Raw genomic sequence first — 19,796 nt, forward strand, 5'->3', positions numbered from 1 at the left:
CTGCATCTGTAGCTAATCCAGCTGCTGCGTTGGCTGCTGTAGCCGCCGTATTTGCGTTTGTAGTAGCTGTTTCTGCATTGGTCTTTGCTGTATTTGTATCGGTGATAACTTGACTCGCTTCTTGCGAAATACGAGTCATTTCTGCCCCAGCATCCACAGCGGCCTTATCAGCCTTTCCAGCGGCGGTGTTGGCTGCATCTGCCGCCTTGGAAGCGTTACTGATTGCAGTCGTTATATTGTCGGTGGCCGTTTTGAGCCATTCCAAAGAAACCTTTACGCTTTTGTTTGCAGCATCTACGCCAATCGTGTAAAGGCCGACAAGAGACCCCACAAGGGGTAATTCTGATATTTTTTTCTTTTTATTCGCCATATCCTAAATCTATTACTGTTTCGCCATCATCTTCCAATACTATTAATTCGCCTCCTTCGGTGGCCAACAAATATTCTGTTTCGCCAACGCGGAATACTGTAAATACCAGCGTAAAACTAAACTCAACAAGTACAGGATTACTTATGCTTAAAATCTTAAAACCGGAACTTTGCTTGTAATAGCAAGGGTATTCCTCTCCGGTGTAATCTACATACAATTGCCTTTCCTCCGGTTGTATTAATGCAGCAAAAAAAGCATCATAACATTGCCAAAAGGCATCCATTGAAACGGCTTTAAAATGGCATTTAAACGTTACATCCTTACTTTCAAATACGAGGTGATCCACGTCATATATCTGTCCATCCGTTGTGCTGACTTTGCGGCAAAGATTCTTTTTTGCTGCCGGAGCTTTTAATAATTCATTGCGGGCAACATCAACTACAACACCGTAATCGGCAAAAGAAACGCCATCTAGTTCATAACCTGAATCCCGGATAAACAAACCGGGATCAGGAAGTGAGACAACCGGACGAGTTGGTGCATCTTCCACGAACTTTAATGAGAACTCGCGAACGGAGGGGTAGACCTTATTTGCCGGTTGATCCGATAAACGAAGTTGCCATGTACGTTTTAAAATTGGCACATATAAAGTATGGTACCCCGGATTGCTTACATAGGCTATGAAATCAGACGCATCTATATTGGGGTCGCTTGCCAGGAAAGATATTGTAATATCTTTTTCTTGCAATCTTGGTTCGGATAAATCAACCTCTATGCCGTCTTCTTCCGGCCATGATGTCGTATCAGGGACAGCCAAAGCCGGGAAGGTCAGCAAATCTTTATAACCGCCTTTTGTCACCCATACACCGAAACGGCTACGGGCACTTATGCCATCTATGTAGCAATTATCTATCATGATTTTCTAAGCAATATACCGTTATTGATTATCTGTTGGAAATTACTTCGCATGGACGTTATCTCTTTTTCAATGTTTTCCAGCCGGTCTGTATTGTTTACTATCCGATTTAATATGCTTAATCCCTGGACAAGCAACGTGTTGATATTTGTTATCGCCTTACTTGTTTTGTCTTGATAGATCAACAGGGCATAAAAGTTGCCGTTTAACTGATCTGCGCTGTCCTGGTTCATGGATGCGATACCTTTTGCTGCTGAAGTCCGGCTAGCATCCGCACCAACCGGGATGCCTGTTATTTTCTCTGCATCTTCCAATTGTTTTGCAGCATCGGCAATAATCTTGTCATATTGTGCCCTTAAATCTGCTATCTTATCAGCCGTGAGCCCTCCACTGCTGGCAGCAGCAAAACTTTCATACCACTGTCGGAGAGGTTCTTCCAATACCTTCATCTTAATGCCTTGCAATACGGCAGTGTTTAGCATTTCCTGAAAGCTATTGGCAAAATCAGCGGCAGAACGTTTCCCTTCTGCAAATCCCTGAATTATACTGTCTGCAATACTGTCAACCGTTGTTCCCGTCCACGCTTCGCGCATGGCTTCCGCCTGGTCTGCCAACATCTGGTTAATGTCCGCCCCTTCCTCTTTCAGTTCTTTTAGCTGTTCAAACAGTTTGGCAACTTTATCTTCCAGTTTGCCCTCTGTGTATAGCTTTTCAATATCCTCATAGCTTTTGCCGGCAAGGCTGCTGTATTCATTCCATGTCTTGGCTTTACGAAACCAGGTACCATGTTTATAACCTACACCACTTATATAATCCTCACCCTGTATTTGCGCCATCAGACGGTTGTACTCGTTGGCAGAGGCTTGCTGCTGTTTGGCCAGTTCCGTTGTGATTCGCTTATTATATGCCAGAGCGCTTTCTCCGATTTCCTGTTGGGTACGTAAACGTTCGCGAAGTAAACGTTGATATTCCATTTCACCCTGCAGGGCTTCATCGTAGTACTTTTGTTGTTCTTCCCTGGCTTTGCGGTTCATTTCCTTAACTTTCTTGCCCATAGAAAAGATAGAACCCAGACCTTTGAACAGACCGGAGACACCCCCCAATATATCACCCTGGGATAATTTGGCAAGGCCGGTACCGACATCAAAAACAGCCTGCGTAAGTGCCATAGCCTGGTCAATCGCATAAGTTACATCATCGCCAAATACCTGTCCCAAAGGTTTGCTCAAACTGTTTATGTAATCTTTGGCAGCAGAAAAAGACTTTCCAAACTTATCCAGTGCCTGGGTTAAATCTTTACCTCCCTTTATGTCGGATATAAGTTCCTTAAAGTCATTAGACAAAGACTTGAACGGATTACGTTCCCTAAGTTCATTCTCTAGCTTAATGACGGCATCCTGAAAGACTTTTATATCTTTAGGTGAAAAGCCTGTCAGATCGGTACTTTTCGCCTGATCCAGTAATTTCTCCAGTTCTTTTGTCGATTCCCTCGACAAATCACTGAACAACCGGGTAAACATATCGCTTTCTTTTAACAGGGCATTACCATACGCCTCTGTACGTGCCTTTATGGCATCTTCTATCTGTTTCTTTTCTTCTTCCGTTGAATTTTCATTTATGCGGGAACGAAGGAAAGCAACATCTTTCCGGTAGTTTTCTTCTAAGGTTGCTAGCTTTTGAAATCCGGTCTGGTATGTTTTTAGTAAGTCTTTGAATTTGGCATCCGCTTCTTTGTCAGCTTCGTTCAATGCCTGATTGATGACATTTCCTTTTTGTACCCCGGTTTCTGATTTGTCACCGGCATTCATTTCTTGCAATTTCAATAATTCCTCTTTAAGCTTTGACAAATCGTTTCCATAGAGAGTCTTTAGCTTTTCGATTTCTTCTTTCATCAGGTCGGCGGCAGACTTTTTACCTTCCAATTGGCTTTTTTCATAATAGAGGAAAGAAAGGGCGTCGTCATCATCCTTTGAACGGTTATCCTTCTTTTCCAATTCCGCTATTTGCTTTTGCAGGTATTCCCGGTAACTGGCTCCATCCTTAATTAAAGACGCATAGGCTTTATCAGCGGCAGCTTTACCTAAATTCTCAACCTGCTGGTAATACAAAGCGTAAGCCTCTTTTTTCTTATCCAATTCCTTTTTTAACAAATCAATGGCGGTTTGGGCTTCTTCTTTGTTTATCCGGTTTGTAATACCATTTTTTAGACGGATCAAAGACAATTGTTCACGTATTCCGTTTGCTTGTTTATTCAAGTATTCCACTTTCAAACGAGAATCCTCATCATTGGCAGCTCTATCAGAATGGGATAACGTATGTAATTCTTTTGTTAAATCCATTTTCCTTTTAGCTAAATCAGCTTCTTTCCGTGAAGTATCATCAATGATTTTATTGATTTCTTTTAAAGCTGCCAGTCTTTCCTTCTCTGGAACTTGTTCATCTCTGGCTTTTTCTTGAAGTTTTAGTTTTTTGATTTCATCTTGGGCAATCTGCTCATTTAGCACACGCGTTTCATCCTTGATCTTATTTAATTCTCTTTGAATCTCTCCCTGTCTCTTACTTTTCTCAATAGTATCATCCATCCACTCAGACGCCTTCTTTCCGGCATCTTCTATACCTGTCTGAAATTGCAGGAAAGCATTTCCAAAATCCGCAAAGCCTTGTTTCCAATCCTCAGAAAATATCTTAACAATGGCGCTTCCCATCTTGGATATGGAAGATAGACGGTTCATAAATTGCCCTTTGATAAATTCGGACAGGTCGGACAATGCTTCCTTCGGTTTGGTAAAGGCTTTATACAGCCATTCGCCTACATTATCCACCACATCCAACAGGCTGTCAAGTACCTGCCCGAAAGTAGCTGTTGCCACAGCCAAAGCATTCTCTCCTTCTTCTGTCCGGTGGAACCAGGACGTTACGGCCGCCAGCCCGGCGGCTATAGCAGCAAGGAACATTCCTAACGGAGTCGCAATAAAAGCCAGCGCCGCTTTTGTCATTTTACCGATAGCCGAAGCTGTTTGGCCAACCGGGCCCGGTGTGGATTGGATCGTCTGTAACAGGCTTTGCCCGCTTCCGGTAGCATCCTGATAAGCCTTATCCAGTCCGCTAAGTTCGGATTTAAGCGAGCTTATCTGTGCAAGTAACTGTTGCCCTTCCTGTCCGTTGCGGTTGGCAGAAGATAACTTGCGGTAGGTTCCTTCCAACCTGGCAAGGGCTTCCTGTTTGGCTTCAATAGAGCCAATCGCCTCGCGGTCTTTTTGAATGGATTCATCCAAAGCAGCCATATTATCCTGTATGCCCTGCCTCAAATCCGCTTCCTGGACAGACAAACGGGCTTTGGTTTCCGCGTAGTCTTTAGCAGAGATAGTACCTTTTGCTAACGCATCATCCGCTGCTTTCTGGGCAGCGGCTAGCTGGCGGAGCGAATTAATATCTTCCTGGATCGATACGGCCAGTTTACGGTTGTTCACACTCATGGCATTAAAGGCTTCGTTACTGTCTGCCAATAACCGTTTGTAGGTGTTGGCGGATTCATTGCGCAGTCCCTGAATACCCAGCTTAACCTTGGAGACTTCTTCGCCCAGGTTACCGTTAAATTCAAACGTTACATAAATCGGTTCCGTATTCATATCAAGCTAGTCCTAAAAATTTTAATTCTTCGTCCTCTGTTCCTATTATTTCCTCTTTTGCATCGGCCGTTTCTGTCCCTTTCAGCTTCCCCTGGTCATTAACCATCATCATCAATACGCACCACGGGATTCGGTTCATTACTTCATCAAGCGTAAACACCCCTTGTGATACCAATCCGTAGATACGCCCGAACGGGCTATGGGGAGGTTCATACTCCTTTAACTCCCGCTTCCTGTCTGGCTCTCCGTCGGTTGCGTTATCCTTAAACTGCTCACCGACGTGATAATACTTACAAAATCCTCCCCTCCGCTAATCAGTACGATAATGTTTGCGAGCTCCGCCAGGCTACGCATGTCCATATAGCAACGCAGGTATAAGGCAAGCGGACGGTTTAACATCCAGGAGGCAATGGCTCCCCGTATCATTCCGTAAGCAATAATACGTGATGCCGGTACCAGGTTCTCAGCGATACACCCCATTAACGTACCCAATTCACCTGCTTTCAATTCTTTCAAATTGATACCCATTTTGACTAACAGGCGCGATATACGCAATAGGTTCTGTGCAACCGGACGTTTTACCCATACCGGTATGGTCTTCTTGCCAAACACCCGCATGATCCACGGTGCAGGGAGTATTATTTTAAGCCGCCGATCCATCAGGGCATCGGCGGCGTCCATTTCTACCATATTCATCATGCAGCCGGTTTAGGTTCGCCTAATTTGTAAATCTCATACGGGCCGTCGTCTTCGCCGTTAGGTGCCATTGCCTTTGCCGTTATTTCAATCTGGGCAATTTCGGTTTGTGTAAGGTTCCAGATAAAGCGGGCTGTTATTTGAGCACGCGGAATGTCAATAACCACATTGTAACGGCTAATAGCCCTTACTGCCTGTTCTATCGTTACCGTATCACGGGGGGCAACGTATTTTTCAACGCTGTACGTTTTACCATCAACAATAACATCAACCTGTTTTGTTGACCCTCCAAATACTGTTATCAAGGCCTGGTTATCCCATTCCATCAAGTTCCACTTCAACTGCTTCAATCCGGCTTCTGTAGGTACGGATTCTTCTGGGGCAGTCGGGACTTCCTCCGAATAAAAATCCTGTGTCTGGTCATTTTCGGTATTAAAAGATGCCGTGCCTTTAAAGGTCTTACCTAGTGCGGCCAATGCTTCCGGCATTCCTCCGGCCGGGTTTACGGCACCTGTCAAAATTTTTTTCAGGCCTATGGATCGTGTTTTTTTTATTTCTGTCATTTTCGTTTGTGTTTGATTATTAAAACGCTTGCTATTGTAAGGATGATGCCTGTTAAAACACCACACAAATACCATTTAAACGGGTTTTCAGGAGGCTTGATCTGTTCCTGCAGTTCGGTGTTTTCTTTTTTTAGCCGGCTTAATTCTTCTTCATAAGTGTACACCAGTTGCTGCAGGCTGTCGCAGGTTGCCGTTGCAATTATATTCCCGTCCTTATATCCCAGTTTAAGGGTTGCCTGCCCGGATTTCTTTTCGTAAACCGCCCCAGTGGGCAGATTACGGAGGCTGTCCGTCGGGATTGTCAACTTTGCCAGGCTGGACGGGATTGTCGCGAGGGTAACGCTTACCTTTTTGTTCCACTGTAGACTGTCTAGCGCGCTGGTATTTGTTGTTCTGTTTGTAGTTCTGCAACTCGTAACGGGCAGGGCAAGTATCAAAATGCTTGCAAACAACCAGCTTATACAACATGCTTTCCAGCGATGCCAGTTTTTCAAGTATGTTCCTGTTTTCATTATACAAATTGAGTATCGTTTCGTTATCCCGCTCCGCCATGATCCGGGATATTTCGTCCTTATCCAATACGCTTTTACGGCGCGTTGCTTTCAGGTTGATAAGCCAGTTCACAAAAGCAACCAACCCGCCTGTCCCCAGCATGGACAATAATAAATTCCAGTTCATAGCGTCACTTTAGTATTAAGAAAAATATAAATCGGCCTCTGCCTTGCGGCGGCGGATCAGTCCGGCCAGTACCACACCGCCTGATTTGTTCCAGCGGCTGAACTCATGACGGATATTTACATTTCCGGGATTCGCCTTTACGCATTTTAGTAAAGTTGATTTGATAAAGCTGCCTGTACCGACATTAAAGCAAAACGACACCAGGGCATCAAACTGGTTCTGGTTGATACCGGGGCATTCCCGATTTACCACTGCCTCGAATTGCCGTAAATCTTCCGCCAGCAATTGTTCCGCTTTCCGCTCGTCTATCACATCGCCGGGTTTTACTCCGGCCGTATGCCCGTACCCGATAGTCCAGATACCGGCAGGGCATTTGTAAGCCTTCAAACGGAGGTTTTCAAACTGCTTTATCAGGTTAACGCCTGCTTGTCCGGTTCTCATGCAATCGTAGAATTTGCCAGTTCAACATACGCGTTACCATCCCACATCAAGGTGGTTACCTTGGAGGCTGCACAATTGGCGCCGCCGACGGTCGCCACTGCCGTACCTTCATTACGGACAATCATTAATGACCCGGCTTGCACCTTCGTTTCCACATCAATTGTCTTTTCGGCTGCGGGTGCAACTGTCACCAGGGCTGGGTTAGCATCATGTACGATACCTGTTTCAGACACTTCGCGTTTTACCGCAACCGGGAACGGGATAGTTACCACGCGTTCGCCTTCTTCGTTGTAAGGGGCGTAGAAGTCAAAACTCCTACGCGATTTCATATTGATATAGCTCATTTTATATAAAGATTAAAAAGTTAAACATCAGGCTTTCGGGGAGTAAACGGCACCCAGGTATTTACCCGTTACAGGCGTAGCCACGCCACGCATATTAAAGCCAACCACATCTCCACGGTACCCCGGATCATTCAGTCTTGAATACATGTCAACCGTACCACGGGCACGGGCAACTGCTTCCTGGTAATAAAAGAGTGAGCAAGGAGCATCTGTAGCAGAGACAGCAGCATTCCAGGCCAGTTTCTTTCCGGTTGTACCGTTATAGCGTGGATTAAGAGAGGAACGAACAACTGTAAAGGAGAACAGTTTGTTTTCACTGTAGAAAGCCTTATACATATCCATATCCTGCAGGCGCAAATCCATTGCATGCAACGGGTTCAAAACAAGGACACGTTTATCCAGTGGTATTTCCAACTCGTCAAATACCAGTTCCATGTCCATTACCTTCTCGTATGTCATGGACTTATACCCACGGGCATTGGTTTTTCCGTCCGATGCTTTGACAGGCGTAAACTCCCCGTTTTGTGCCGGTGCCCAGTTAAAGGCGGCAAGGCGGGCAAACTTCTGGCGGAGGGAATTACGGTGTCCTTCAATGACACTCTGGCGTTTTTCGGCGGATTCCTCAATCTCAATTGCATTGATATGCACTGTGTTTTCGGTATCAAAGCGTTTGAGGACAATTTCATGAGGTATATCCGTACGGACAGCCACCGGGATGGGGTATTGTTCATTATCGATATATACAGCCGGATCAACGCCTGCTTCCTGTAGATTCAGTTTGTTATTATCCACCCAGGCATCAAGGCTTTTGGAATAGGTCAAAAACGAATCCGCAGGATAGAACTTTTCAATAATCTCAGGAATCCAGATTTCACGGTTCAGCCCTTCGCACAGGCAGCCTGTCATATTCAAGGGAATAAGTGACAATCCCATCTGTACGGCAAACATAGCCCCGTGGCTGATACCTAATGTATCGGCAAATATCCCGCTAGTCAGGGCGTTAAACAATAGCGCAGTTACCAGCGCAACAATAAATTTTGCTTTCATTCTTACATTTTGTTTTATATGGTTTATACTTGTTTCAGGCCGGATATTTTCCGTATGCCTCAAAAAACTTCTGTTTATACAACTCCGGCTCTTTCTTCAGTTCTTTCAGGCGGTCAGCCTTAACGATGTCGGCAAATGCCATATCCGCCAACTTGATTGCACCTTTATCACCGGCATAGGTTTGCACTTGTGCCGCTACCGATCCGCGGGCTGGTATAGCCTCCAACTGCGTTTTGGCCTGCTCATAATTGCTGTCAAACATGGCCAGCCAGGCATCTTTCCCTTTGGCATCCAGACGGCCGTCTTTAATGGCTGCATCTACCAACCCGATAGCAGCAGCTTTAGCGGCGTCCTTCTCCTTTTTCTCAAAGGCTTGCAACTTGGCAGTCAGCGCCCCGTTCTCTGTTTTCAATGTCCCGTTCTCCGTTTGGAGGTTGTCGCGCATCTGGATGATTTTACGCACTTCGTCGGCAATGGCCTGTTCGTTGGCATTATCCGACAGTTTTAATAGTCCTGTTAAAATTGTCATTTGTACTTCATTTTTATATGGGTTACTACCGTTTCCGGTATCGAATAATTTTATAAGCTGTTTTTTGTCACTCAGGTCTATGCGTTTGTTTTCCTTATCATACATGGCCAGTGCATTGTGGTTACTCCCGATGGGACAAATGGAACCTTCACGCGCAAGCCATTTGGTAACCGTAGGCAATTCCTGTCCGGGTAGCATCAGGGCAGGATCGGAAGATGTTTCAAGGGGAGGCCATGCACCGATACTGGCCGCTTTCAGGTAGCCCCGTTCTACTTTCCCCATGATAGCAGCGACCCGTTCGTCTTTTTCGTCAAAATCAGCATCAGCCAATATCCGGTTGCCTTCTTTGCGGATATTCTCCCATCGGCCGATCGGCAAATCCCAATCATTATGGTTAAGGAGCATTACCGGATTACTGATAAACACGGAAAGGTCAGCCCCGGAGGTGAGCATACGGAATCCCTGTGTGTTAACTGTATCATCGTGTAATATAAATGTCTTTTTCGCCATCGTTTTTTTGATTTTCTACCCCAAAGTTGGAGGCTTAAAATGAGGTAAAAAAATCAGTTTGTAATGGTTACGCTATTTATGCAGTTTATTTACATATATCTGTAAACCAATACAATACGATTATTCCAGTCGGTTTCAGGTCTGTACTTTTGATGGTGTAAACCAATAAAAAAGGTATATAGATGGGAGCGGATTTAAGCATAAAACAAAAAAAGGACTGGGCGAAAATGCTCTATTTGAAAGAACATCTTACGCAGGCCGAGGTAGCCGAACGTGTGGGAGTGAGTAAACAAACCTTATGTAAGTGGGTAAAGATCGAAAAATGGGAGGAATTGAAGACCTCTGTCAGCCTTACACGCGAGGAACAACTGGCCAACCTCTACCGCCAGGTAGCGGAGATTAACAAGGCCATAGCCGGACGTAAAGACGGCGAACGTTTTGCTACGTCTAAAGAAGCCGATACGATCAACAAACTGGCATCTGCCATTGAGAAGATGGAAAAAGAAACTGGCATATCGGATATTATCAGTGTGTCTAAAGGGCTGCTAGACTGGCTACGCAAAACCGATGTGGAAAAGGCCAAAGAATTAAGCTACTATTTTGACGCATACATAAAGGAGAGATTGAAATGAAAACGTTCAAAGCGATAGACAAACAGGCCATTGAAGACTGGGACGGATATCTTAAGGCACTCCGTAAAGATACGGCTGTCGATTTCGACATGGATTATGCCGAACGGCAAAAACGGCTTTCTTACCTGGAAAGCCACCCCTTACTATGGATGAAAGAAATGTTTCCGAACTATGCAAAATATGAGTTTGCCGAATTTCAGAAAAAAGCTATAAAACGGCTCGTATACAGCCCCAAGAACTGGTATGAAGTCTTATCCTGGGCGCGTGAACTGGCAAAAAGTACCATTGTCATGTTCGTTGTACTGTTCCTGGTACTTACCGGAAAGAAACGCAACATCATCCTTTGTTCCAACAGTAACGACAATGCAATAAAGCTCCTGAGCCATTACCGGGCGCAACTCGAAGCCAACCAGCGAATACAATTCTACTATGGCGACCAAAAGGGGTTTAAATGGACGGAAGATAACTTTATTACGAAAAATGGGGTATCTTTTATAGCCGTTGGCGCCCGCCAATCTCCCCGCGGTGTAAAGATCGAAGAAGTACGCCCTGACACAATATTGGTTGATGATTACGATACGGACGAAGAATGCCGGAACCCGGAGATCGTTAATGACAAATGGAACTGGTTTGAACAGGCGCTTTATTTTACCCGCTCTTTTTCCGAACCGCTGCTTACCATCTTTTGCGGTAATATCATAGCTAAAGACTGCTGTGTAGCCCGTGCCGGAAAGAAAGCAAGGGAACTTTCAGAGCGCGAGCATCCAATCGGCAACTGGGATATTATCAACCTGCGCATGGTGGACATGAACCACCCTGACGCAAAAAATGACTTTGCCTATGGAACATCCGTCTGGCCGGAAAAGAACGACGAGGAAACGATAGACGATGTACTGGCACAGGTAAGCGCCGCCAGTGCCCAAAAAGAATGCTTCAACAACCCGGTGACAGAAGGCAGTTATTTTAAAGAGATTAAATGGGGCGCTATCCCGCCTCTACATAAATTCCCGTTCCTGGTCAGTTATGGAGACCCGGCACCATCCAATAAAGTCGCCAATAAAAAGGGGGTAAAAAAACTGGGATCATACAAAGCAAACTTTCTTGTAGGCATATTGGAAGGCAACCTCTATGTGATAACAGGGTATCTGGATCATGTAAAGAATGAAGAATTTGTCAACTGGTACTACTACCAACGTGACTATGTGAAAGACAAAACACAAGTCTATAACTTTATTGAAAACAACAAACTCCAAGACCCTTTTTATGAGCAGGTCTTTGTTCCGCTTTTCCAAAAGAAATGGGAGGAAACCGGATATATTATCCCAATCTCCCCGGATTTACGTAATAAGCCGGACAAGTTTGCTCGTATAGAGGGGAATCTTGAACCCCTGAACCGTGCCGGGCGTATGATACTGAATATTGCCGAAAAGGACAACCCTCACATGGCTCGCCTGGAAGAACAATTCCTGTTGTTTGACGACGGACTGCCGGCACCTGCCGACGGCCCGGATGGTGTAGAAGGCGGCTTCTATGTCTGCCAGCAGAAAATGGTATCACTAAAGGCCGGAAGTTGCACGGTAGGCACCCGGCCACGGAACAATAAACGATATTAATAACCCAATCCATTATAACACATGGCATACCTGACATTACAAGAACTAAGCACCCACCTGCACGATGAACAGGTGGAAACCATTACACGGGGAGACAATACGATTGCCGAAGCGGCTATCGATGCCGCCATTGCCGAGGCGCGCGGCTACCTGACCCGGTTTGATACGGCGCGTACCTTTTCCGCCTCCGGTAGTAAACGGAACCAGCTACTGCTGATTTTCGTAAAGGACATTGCCGTATGGCATCTTATCAACCTGTGCAATGCAGGGAGTGAATTACCTCTCAGGCAAGACCGGTACGAACGTGCCGTTGACTGGCTCAAAGCCGTACAGCGTGGCGATGTTTCGCCCGATCTACCGAGTAAGGAACCGGAAGGAGGAAAAGCCGAAAAAAACAATCCGATCGGCCCGGTTGCCTACGGGAGCAATCCCAAGAGGACACAGCATTACTAGAATGAGCGTTTAAACGCTGTTTAAACTTTTGCACAATCAATCCAAAATAAAAAGATGAATCATGGCAAACAAAAAAAAGAGAACGCTTCAAACGGGCTTAAATCAGCCCGGTAAAAATAAAGCTCCGGTACATACCGAAATACTGGTACGCCCCATACACCGCGGGATAAATGATATTGGTACGTGGCGAAGCGCGCTACGCCTGGCGGATATGGGGAACCGGACAAAACTATATGACCTCTATACAGACCTCCTGATTGACGGCTACCTTTCGGATGCAATCGACAAACGTATCGATGCGGTAACGGATGCCGACCTGGCATTTACAATTAACGGTAAGCGTGCCGATGTGATCGACGACCTGATGGACACACCGGAATTTGAATTGCTCCTGCGCGATATAATGTTATCCCGCTTCTGGGGCATAACGGTAGATGAATTTGACTTTAAGGACGGGTTGAGCTTTAAATCAATACCGCGTAAACACATCCGTCCGAAAACAAAAGAGATAGCAATACGCGAAGAAGACGAACACGGCATACCTTATGCCGGCAACGATCTTATTACCCAATTCGGACAAGATGATGACTACGGCATACTGCTCCGTGCCGCGCCTTATGTTATTTACAAACGGGGCGGCTTTGGCGACTGGGCGCAATTTGTCGAACTGTTCGGGATGCCCCAGCGTATCGGAAAGTATAGCAGTATGGACGAACAAAGCCGCCGCGCATTGATACAGGCCTTTGAAGAGGCTGGTTCCGCCCCGTATTTGGTAATACCCAAAGAAACGGAAGCCGAACAAACCACACTCAGCAACAGCGGTAACGGGGCTCTTTATAATGACTTTCGGAACGCCTGCAACGAGGAGGTACTTATTACTATCCTGGGGCAAACCATGACAACACAGGACGGCAGTTCACTTTCCCAAAGCCAGGTACACATGGAAGTACAGGAAAAGAAACACCGCGCAGATCGCCGTTTTGTGGAACGCATGTTGAATAAGTTCTTTGTTCCGTTACTTGAAAAACGGGGTTATCCGGTATCGGGTGGTAAGTTCAAATTCCTGGATAAGGCACAGGAGATAACGGTAGCAGAGACTGTACAGTTGGCGGATATATTACCTATACCGCAATCTTATCTGTATGACAAGTATAATATTCCATTACCCGAAGGAGACGAGCCGATAGCACGGAAGGAACAACAGCCGCAACTTATTTTACCGCCAGACGATGATCCTGATAATCCGGCCGATCCTGACGGCCAGAAAGACAAGAAACCGGATATAAAGAACCATGACCGTAGCTGGTATCTCCGTTTGTGGGATTTTTTCGCAGGAGCCCCGCAAGCCGGGGCATTGAATGGAAAAGCCCGCATACGGCTGAGTGATGACACGTTGGAAAACAGAATCATTAACCGGATAGCCGAAAGTGGAGGCGGACTTTATTTCGATAGCGAACTATTCAATTTTATTTCCGGCGATCTGGTAGCCGCTATTTCAGAAGGTAACAACAAGAAATTGAGACTTGCAGATACCGGGTTTACATACGGGGCAAGGGATGATGCGTTTACCACGGCTATGGAAATAAACCTCTTTCATTTCTCAGCCGCTAAAACATTGGCAGAATTGCAGGAATTAAACAGCCTGTTCCGGGAGAGCAACAGTTTTGAAGACTTTTATCAGAAAGCATCACAGGTAACGGAAGTTTTCAACAAGCAATGGCAGAAAACAGAGCATGAGACTGCGGTATTAACGGCGGAATCGGCAAGTAATTACCAGCGGCTTGTCAAACAAACCGACCTGTTCCCATACTGGGAGTACAAAACAGCAGGGGATGATAAGGTACGGCCGGAACATGCCGAACTGGATGGATTGATATTGCCGGCTAATGATCCGAGGTGGAATAAGATATTCCCGCCAAACGGGTGGAAATGCCGCTGTTATGTGGTTCCGCGGATGGCGCATGAAGTAGCGGGCGTCAATATTAAGGCTATGCAGGAAAGGTGCGACGCTTATTTTGATACGGCCGAATGGCAACAGAACAAAGCCCAGCATTGGGATGTGAACAGGGGTAAGACGGCAGAGGTATTCACCCGCAACCAGATGTATATACAGAAATTCCCTGACAAGGCATCAAAGCTGGTGGGTAACCTTTATTACAATGATTACGGGTTGGATTCATTCGGGAAGAAACTGGGGGCAGCAACAACAGAAGCCCCCCTGTTTGAAGGCAATACGGATGAATGGCTGGCCTCTCACCGGTTGATAAAGGATTACAAAGGACGGGATGTCGAACTGACGGAGAATGTTTTCAAAAAGCACACGGCTGGGAAGTACACGGAAACACGTATTCCTTTGCTTGATTGCATGGTTGATACGCTTTCCAGGCCGGATGAAATATGGATCAACGATTATGTAAAAGGCGGGGAGTTTAGGAACATGAACTTTATCAAGTTTTACTCCGGCAAGGCTATAAACGTGGTGTGTGACGTAAAGAACGGGACGGTGTACCGGGTGGCAACGTGGTTTGAAATAGAACAAAACCCACGGATCAGGGAGGTATCGAAGAAAAGCCGGAAAATAGATCCCAGATGGAGGTACCGCCGGGGGCTGTTGATAAAAAAATAACGCGGTGACAAGTCTTTGCGTCCGTCCGCCTTATTGGAATGCCTGCACGAGGTTTTCCGCTTTACCGGATTGGATAGCCAGTTTCCTATCGCCGCTTCGGGTTAACGCATCGCTCCGCTGTATAAAGCCCAAGCCTTCATAATGCCCCCATCACCCGCGAGGGTAGCATCGTCTATTCACCCCCGGAACTATGCGCTTCTGATTACAAATATATAAAACTTTTTGATATGGATTTCAACGGATTAGAAAATTATTTAACCACCCTGCCGGACAAAGTGCTGGACAGGGCATCCGCCATAGTGGCGGAGACGGCCACGGAATATTATAAAAGACGCTTTACCGAAAAGGCTTTTGACGGAAACCCCTGGGCGCCGCCCAGAATCCCAAAGAAAACAGGCTCCCTTCTGATTGACAGCGGCAAACTTTTGAACAGCATACGCCCGGCTTATGTAGGGCGTGACAAGGTTGTTATCTCTGCCGGAAACGATCAGGTAGGCTATGCCAAAATACACAACGAAGGCTATGCGGGATCGGTGGTAGTACCTGCACATGTGCGCCGAACGCGAAAATACGGGGATGTGAATGTTAAGGAGCACACCCGCCAGGCAAACATACCACAACGCCAGTTTATGGGTAAATCGGATGAACTGGCAGCGGAAATACACAAACGGATAGAAGGATATATAAACTCATTAAAATAGACAAAGCATGAATGCAGAAATATTTATTGCGCTATGCGACCATTTGGAGAAAGAAGTACCGGAACTACGCTGGATAGATGAAGACGAAGGACAACTGAATACGGCAGCAGATATACGCCCGGCTGTAGATTTTCCTTGTTGTCTGGTAGATATCCAATACCCTTCCTGCCAGGATGAAAACGAAACGGAGCAACTTGTTACCGCAAACATTACTTTACGTATAGGATTCCAACCTGCCGGAGAAACGAACAGTAAAGCGCCGGAAGCTGTGCGTCGTAAAGCACTGGAAAGGCTGGATGTAATAGAGAAAGTACAAAACTGTATGCAAGGCTGGACAGCAGAAGAAATTATTTCACCCGTTAGCCGGAAAAGTGCGAGATCAACTGTACAAGCAAACAAGGTTAAGGTATATACTATTGTTTATGGGACAACGTTTATGGAATACAATAAATAAAGCGGGGTGAAATGCCCCGCTTACTTATTATTCAAAGGTTTCTTTTTCGATTTCCAATTCTGACCAGATGGTGTATAAATCAACCGTTTTACTATGTAATCCAATTAGGATATATTTATATCCAAGTTTATCATGACAGTAATACCAAGGGGCATTGTCTTTTCGCTTAAGAAACATCAATTCCTTATTATCATCTTTTTTGTCAATCTTCAAAGAAAGGTTTGCCCCTGAATCTTTAAAATATTTTTCAATGATAATACTATCATTTTTTTGATAAATTTCCCGTTTAACAGTATTAGTGGCTATCACTGTATATCTTGAGCTGTACTTATATTCAGAATCATAATTTATTTTGTCTTGTGACCAAGAAAGAACAGGTATCAAAACCAATAATAACATCAATAGTTTTTTCATATCAAATCAGTTTAATTATTATCCCAATTCCAGCTAGGGAACTCCTTTTTTAGTTCTCTAGCTTCTTTTTTTACTTTGTAAAGGTCGTTTAAATAATCACTTAAATCAAGTAAAGCGTTGCTTATTGTTCGTTCTTCTACAAAAAATTCTTGTTTTGAAAGGATATACATTACATCATCAAACCGCCTGCGGCGTATCTCTGTCCAATAATAATAACGAGCAATCAAGGTACGATTACGATCATTTACACGCATACGACGATTCGAAAGATCGGTTTCAGAACTTGCGGGCATTCTTACCCGTCTCCTTCTGAGTCGTTCCGGGACTGTTGTCCCAACATCAAATCCTAATTCGTATTGTTCCGGCATATTCCTATACTTTGATTACAAAATAAAGGTCATAAACAACACAAGCCAAATAAAACAGTAATAAAAACAAAAGGCAGCAGCTTCACAGCTACTGCCTACCTAAAACTTAAACTATGAAAAAATACTTTTTCAGCATCAAAAATATGAATTGATTTGGAACCAACAATAAATTCTAATGGAAAAACATATTCCCTGCCAGTACCGCCGCATTTTCTTCTTTACTTAATCCAATATAGCGCATAAATGCTTCTTCTGTTTTGTGTCCGGTGATTTTCATGATCCGAAGTGCCGGTATTCCAGCTAAAAACATATTGGTCGCGGCGCTACGTCTGCCTGAATGAGAACCGATACGTTTCCATTTTTCGACCATCAAAGAGACGCGCTCCAATCCAATGGTGCGCTCGTAAGGTACAGACTGGGTAATTCCGACTTTTCGGCATACGCTTTTTATGACTTTATTAAAATATTGAATACAGGGACATTTGGGTAACTGGTAGTTGTATTTACGTAAGATTTCGCGCACGTATTTGGATTGGGGTATAATGACCAATGTGCCAGTTTTTTGCGTTTTAACTTGGATAACATTATCAATGAAATTTTCCTCTTTCAGGCGTGAAAAGTCGGAATAACGCAAAGCTGTCTGACAGGCAATAACAAACAAGTCACGTACTACAACCTCTGATTTTGTCAAGTTACTATATACGTATATCCGGGTGATCTCGTCCCGGTCAAGCGTGACAACATCGTGCTCGTCCGTTTTAACGTTAACGTCAGAATAGGTATAATCAATATCATACCCACTGTAGGATGCCATTTTTAACAATGTCTTTATGTGGCATAGGTGGCCTGCAACGGTGGTACTCATAAGTTTTGCCGTAGCTTGTAAGTAATAAACAAAATCTTCCATCATTTCCATGCCTATTTCGTAGGTCATTGGAGCAATATTGTTGATCCTACAAAACTTGACAAAGTGATCCAGTACGTTTTGGTAACAATGCTTTGCTTTAACTGATTTCCGGCATTTGGCAAGATAGGTGGCTGCAAAATCGCAGAACAATATGCCTTTTGAACTTCTGTTAACAGATAGATGATTGGAATAGGACGGAAATCTGTTTGTTGATAGGTTAAATACTTGTGCTTCCATAGTTGTATATTTTTCAAAGTAAAGCCCTATCTTTGTAGGACATTGGTTAAACACTGCTTATCCGGCGGTTAAACGCCGCGTGAGAGTTTACAGAAGTCGCCCGGTTGCCGCCGAGCGACTTTGCTGTTCTATTCAGAGAATTTCATCTTTTATCTGGTATTGAGCATCTCTTATCAATAGAATTTTCTAAAAAATGATCAAGTTCAATTAATCTTTTTTCATCGTTGATATCAGCATGACCTGATTGTCTCAATTTAATTAGTTTTTGCAATTCATCCTCTGCATTTCTTATTTTGGATTTGTAGTGATTGATTTGATAAAGAACTCTGTCTAGAAACTGAGCTCTTGCCTTGGATTCTTTTTCGTCTTTGTATAATATATTCTTTATATATACAATATTCACATCTTCGCTTTCACTTATAGCTAAATCATCAAAAGCGGTCATTACAAAACACGGAAATGCTTCTCTCATATTTTGAAAGGCTTGCACTAGCTCTGTTCCATTGTAAGGAACATTGTATTTTATGGATTCCCTAGAGTCATTAAGCTTAAAGTCTGTAATAATCGCATCTGGATTTATTTTGATTATACAGTCTATCATTTCATTTAAATCACCCAAAGGAAGCTGAGTTAAAGCTGTGATATTTCCTTTTTGAGTGGAAGCTTCAATGTAATCAAGAAAATCATCTAATGTTTCTTGTTCTTCATCTATGAATAAAATTTTGTATTTCATATCAATTTTCTTGTTTCTTGTATTTTATAGGAAAAGTTATTCTCACTCCAAAACCAAATTCCGGATATAATAGTTTCACAATACCATCATTTTCTTTAATTATTGACTTAACTAACCACATCCCCAGCCCGGTTCCCTCTTCTTCACCCGTATAAGGATTGCGCCTAGTTGTGAATAATGGATCAAAGATTTCATCAGGATTTACTATATCGGGAGATAGTCCAGGTCCATTATCTGTATAATCAATAATTATCTCTTTAGAATTAGTACTAACTTTTATTGTAATCAGCCTGTCTCTATTTTCTCTCAACAAACTAAAAGCCTCTACTGAATTTACTAGGAGATTGTTAAATATACTATCAATATCAATTTCAAAAATCCTTAGATCAATATTTTCAATATTGTCTATATCTAAGTTGACACCTCTACCGTCAAGAACTGTGGACCAGTCATTTTTAAAATTAGTAAAATAGCTTCTAAGAAAAAGCTGTTTTCGTTTCCTTTTATCTTTCCTTGCTGCTCCTAACGAAAAATTTAACCAATTTTGAAGCTTTAAATCTTGCTTTTTAAATCTTTCAAGTTGATTGAATGGATTCTTCCTAGGTTCCATATTTTCATAATCAGTCTCTGCTATTTTTTCTAAAAGTAATTGCTTAAGCTTTTCCGTTCTAGATGTTAACACATCATTCAGTTTGCTTAAATCATGGCTAAATGAGGCTAAAACTATGCCACTACTAGCTAATCCTCTTAATACTTTCTGCTCTTCTTTCAGCTTTTCTATTTGCTCTTCCTGACTTTCAATATGGCTAGGATTTGAATTATTTCAAATAGGTTAGTAATTCAAGAATACATTCAGGAACATCGGATAATTGTACTTCTGGTATATACTGAAAATTGAAAGCATTATTTGTATGAATTTCTATTTCAGATAATCG

The 19,796-nt window shown here is 43.8% G+C and carries 22 protein-coding genes and 1 pseudogene; 6 read left to right on the plus strand and 17 right to left on the minus strand.

Going from position 1 to position 19,796, the window contains the following annotated elements; all coding sequences use genetic code 11:
• The 12 genes and pseudogenes from CTY47_RS16290 to CTY47_RS16335 form a co-directional block, all read right to left on the minus strand.
• A pseudogene (locus tag CTY47_RS16290) lies at positions 1 to 370 on the minus strand (hypothetical protein); the annotation flags it as partial.
• On the minus strand, positions 360 to 1,286 hold the full coding sequence (locus CTY47_RS16295; RefSeq protein WP_099465844.1) for a hypothetical protein: 927 nt from the start codon (positions 1,284 to 1,286) through the stop codon (positions 360 to 362). The pseudogene CTY47_RS16290 and the gene CTY47_RS16295, both read right to left, overlap by 11 nt.
• Complete coding sequence (locus CTY47_RS16300; protein WP_099465845.1) at positions 1,283 to 4,915, minus strand: hypothetical protein; 3,633 nt, start codon at positions 4,913 to 4,915, stop codon at positions 1,283 to 1,285. The genes CTY47_RS16295 and CTY47_RS16300 overlap by 4 nt, the downstream gene beginning before the upstream one ends.
• Position 4,916: 1 nt before the next feature.
• A complete protein-coding gene (locus CTY47_RS16985; protein WP_158228550.1) occupies positions 4,917 to 5,054 on the minus strand; it encodes a hypothetical protein in 138 nt (45 codons plus the stop codon).
• Positions 5,055 to 5,134: 80 nt separating this feature from the next.
• On the minus strand, positions 5,135 to 5,614 hold the full coding sequence (locus CTY47_RS16305) for a hypothetical protein (RefSeq protein ID WP_099465846.1): 480 nt from the start codon (positions 5,612 to 5,614) through the stop codon (positions 5,135 to 5,137).
• Positions 5,611 to 6,174: a hypothetical protein gene (locus CTY47_RS16310; RefSeq protein ID WP_099465847.1), complete on the minus strand. Its 564-nt coding sequence runs from the start codon at positions 6,172 to 6,174 to the stop codon at positions 5,611 to 5,613. The genes CTY47_RS16305 and CTY47_RS16310 overlap by 4 nt, the downstream gene beginning before the upstream one ends.
• Positions 6,171 to 6,479 carry a hypothetical protein gene (locus CTY47_RS16315; RefSeq protein WP_233202222.1) on the minus strand — a complete coding sequence of 103 codons (309 nt, stop codon included), beginning with the start codon at positions 6,477 to 6,479 and terminating at the stop codon, positions 6,171 to 6,173. Before CTY47_RS16315 ends, CTY47_RS16310 begins: the two co-directional genes overlap by 4 nt.
• On the minus strand, positions 6,451 to 6,852 hold the full coding sequence (locus tag CTY47_RS16990; protein WP_158228551.1) for a hypothetical protein: 402 nt from the start codon (positions 6,850 to 6,852) through the stop codon (positions 6,451 to 6,453). The genes CTY47_RS16315 and CTY47_RS16990 overlap by 29 nt, the downstream gene beginning before the upstream one ends.
• Before the next feature lie 15 nt (positions 6,853 to 6,867).
• The gene (locus CTY47_RS16320) at positions 6,868 to 7,293 is read right to left on the minus strand and encodes a lysozyme (protein WP_099465848.1); all 426 of its coding nucleotides are present in this window, start codon (positions 7,291 to 7,293) and stop codon (positions 6,868 to 6,870) included.
• Positions 7,290 to 7,622, minus strand: coding sequence for a hypothetical protein (locus tag CTY47_RS16325; protein ID WP_233202223.1), 333 nt, complete (start codon positions 7,620 to 7,622; stop codon positions 7,290 to 7,292). Before CTY47_RS16325 ends, CTY47_RS16320 begins: the two co-directional genes overlap by 4 nt.
• Before the next feature lie 42 nt (positions 7,623 to 7,664).
• On the minus strand, positions 7,665 to 8,684 hold the full coding sequence (locus CTY47_RS16330; RefSeq protein ID WP_099465862.1) for a hypothetical protein: 1,020 nt from the start codon (positions 8,682 to 8,684) through the stop codon (positions 7,665 to 7,667).
• Positions 8,685 to 8,718: 34 nt separating this feature from the next.
• Positions 8,719 to 9,723, minus strand: a complete 1,005-nt coding sequence (locus CTY47_RS16335; RefSeq protein WP_099465850.1) for an HK97 family phage prohead protease — start codon at positions 9,721 to 9,723, stop codon at positions 8,719 to 8,721.
• A gap of 182 nt (positions 9,724 to 9,905) precedes the next feature.
• On the opposite strand from CTY47_RS16335, the gene CTY47_RS16340 reads away from it, so the two are divergent.
• The 6 genes from CTY47_RS16340 to CTY47_RS16365 all read left to right on the plus strand — a co-directional run bounded on the left by CTY47_RS16340 (position 9,906) and on the right by CTY47_RS16365 (position 16,202).
• On the plus strand, positions 9,906 to 10,355 hold the full coding sequence (locus tag CTY47_RS16340) for a helix-turn-helix domain-containing protein (RefSeq protein WP_099465851.1): 450 nt from the start codon (positions 9,906 to 9,908) through the stop codon (positions 10,353 to 10,355).
• The gene (locus tag CTY47_RS16345) at positions 10,352 to 11,968 is read left to right on the plus strand and encodes a DEAD/DEAH box helicase family protein (RefSeq protein ID WP_099465852.1); all 1,617 of its coding nucleotides are present in this window, start codon (positions 10,352 to 10,354) and stop codon (positions 11,966 to 11,968) included. The genes CTY47_RS16340 and CTY47_RS16345 overlap by 4 nt, the downstream gene beginning before the upstream one ends.
• 21 nt (positions 11,969 to 11,989) lie before the next feature.
• Positions 11,990 to 12,421, plus strand: a complete 432-nt coding sequence (locus tag CTY47_RS16350; RefSeq protein ID WP_099465853.1) for a phage protein Gp36 family protein — start codon at positions 11,990 to 11,992, stop codon at positions 12,419 to 12,421.
• A gap of 61 nt (positions 12,422 to 12,482) precedes the next feature.
• Positions 12,483 to 15,047 carry a phage portal protein family protein gene (locus tag CTY47_RS16355; RefSeq protein ID WP_099465854.1) on the plus strand — a complete coding sequence of 855 codons (2,565 nt, stop codon included), beginning with the start codon at positions 12,483 to 12,485 and terminating at the stop codon, positions 15,045 to 15,047.
• 227 nt (positions 15,048 to 15,274) lie between these two features.
• Positions 15,275 to 15,748, plus strand: a complete 474-nt coding sequence (locus CTY47_RS16360) for a phage virion morphogenesis protein (protein ID WP_099465855.1) — start codon at positions 15,275 to 15,277, stop codon at positions 15,746 to 15,748.
• A 7-nt stretch (positions 15,749 to 15,755) separates the two neighbouring features.
• Entirely contained in the window at positions 15,756 to 16,202 is a 447-nt protein-coding gene (locus CTY47_RS16365) for a hypothetical protein (RefSeq protein ID WP_099465856.1), read from the plus strand.
• 27 nt (positions 16,203 to 16,229) lie between these two features.
• On the opposite strand, the gene CTY47_RS16370 is transcribed toward CTY47_RS16365, so the two are convergent.
• The 5 genes from CTY47_RS16370 to CTY47_RS16390 form a co-directional block, all read right to left on the minus strand.
• Positions 16,230 to 16,616, minus strand: a complete 387-nt coding sequence (locus CTY47_RS16370) for a hypothetical protein (protein WP_099465857.1) — start codon at positions 16,614 to 16,616, stop codon at positions 16,230 to 16,232.
• 11 nt (positions 16,617 to 16,627) lie between these two features.
• Positions 16,628 to 16,984: a hypothetical protein gene (locus tag CTY47_RS16375; protein ID WP_099465858.1), complete on the minus strand. Its 357-nt coding sequence runs from the start codon at positions 16,982 to 16,984 to the stop codon at positions 16,628 to 16,630.
• A 172-nt stretch (positions 16,985 to 17,156) separates the two neighbouring features.
• Positions 17,157 to 18,128 carry a site-specific integrase gene (locus CTY47_RS16380; RefSeq protein ID WP_099465859.1) on the minus strand — a complete coding sequence of 324 codons (972 nt, stop codon included), beginning with the start codon at positions 18,126 to 18,128 and terminating at the stop codon, positions 17,157 to 17,159.
• 142 nt (positions 18,129 to 18,270) lie between these two features.
• Positions 18,271 to 18,861, minus strand: a complete 591-nt coding sequence (locus CTY47_RS16385) for a hypothetical protein (RefSeq protein WP_099465860.1) — start codon at positions 18,859 to 18,861, stop codon at positions 18,271 to 18,273.
• A 1-nt stretch (position 18,862) separates the two neighbouring features.
• Positions 18,863 to 19,543 carry an ATP-binding protein gene (locus tag CTY47_RS16390; RefSeq protein WP_199163446.1) on the minus strand — a complete coding sequence of 227 codons (681 nt, stop codon included), beginning with the start codon at positions 19,541 to 19,543 and terminating at the stop codon, positions 18,863 to 18,865.
• Positions 19,544 to 19,796 lie beyond the last annotated feature (253 nt).

The sequence above is a fragment of the Parabacteroides provencensis genome, assembly GCF_900232875.1.
Classification (GTDB): domain Bacteria; phylum Bacteroidota; class Bacteroidia; order Bacteroidales; family Tannerellaceae; genus Parabacteroides; species Parabacteroides chinchillae.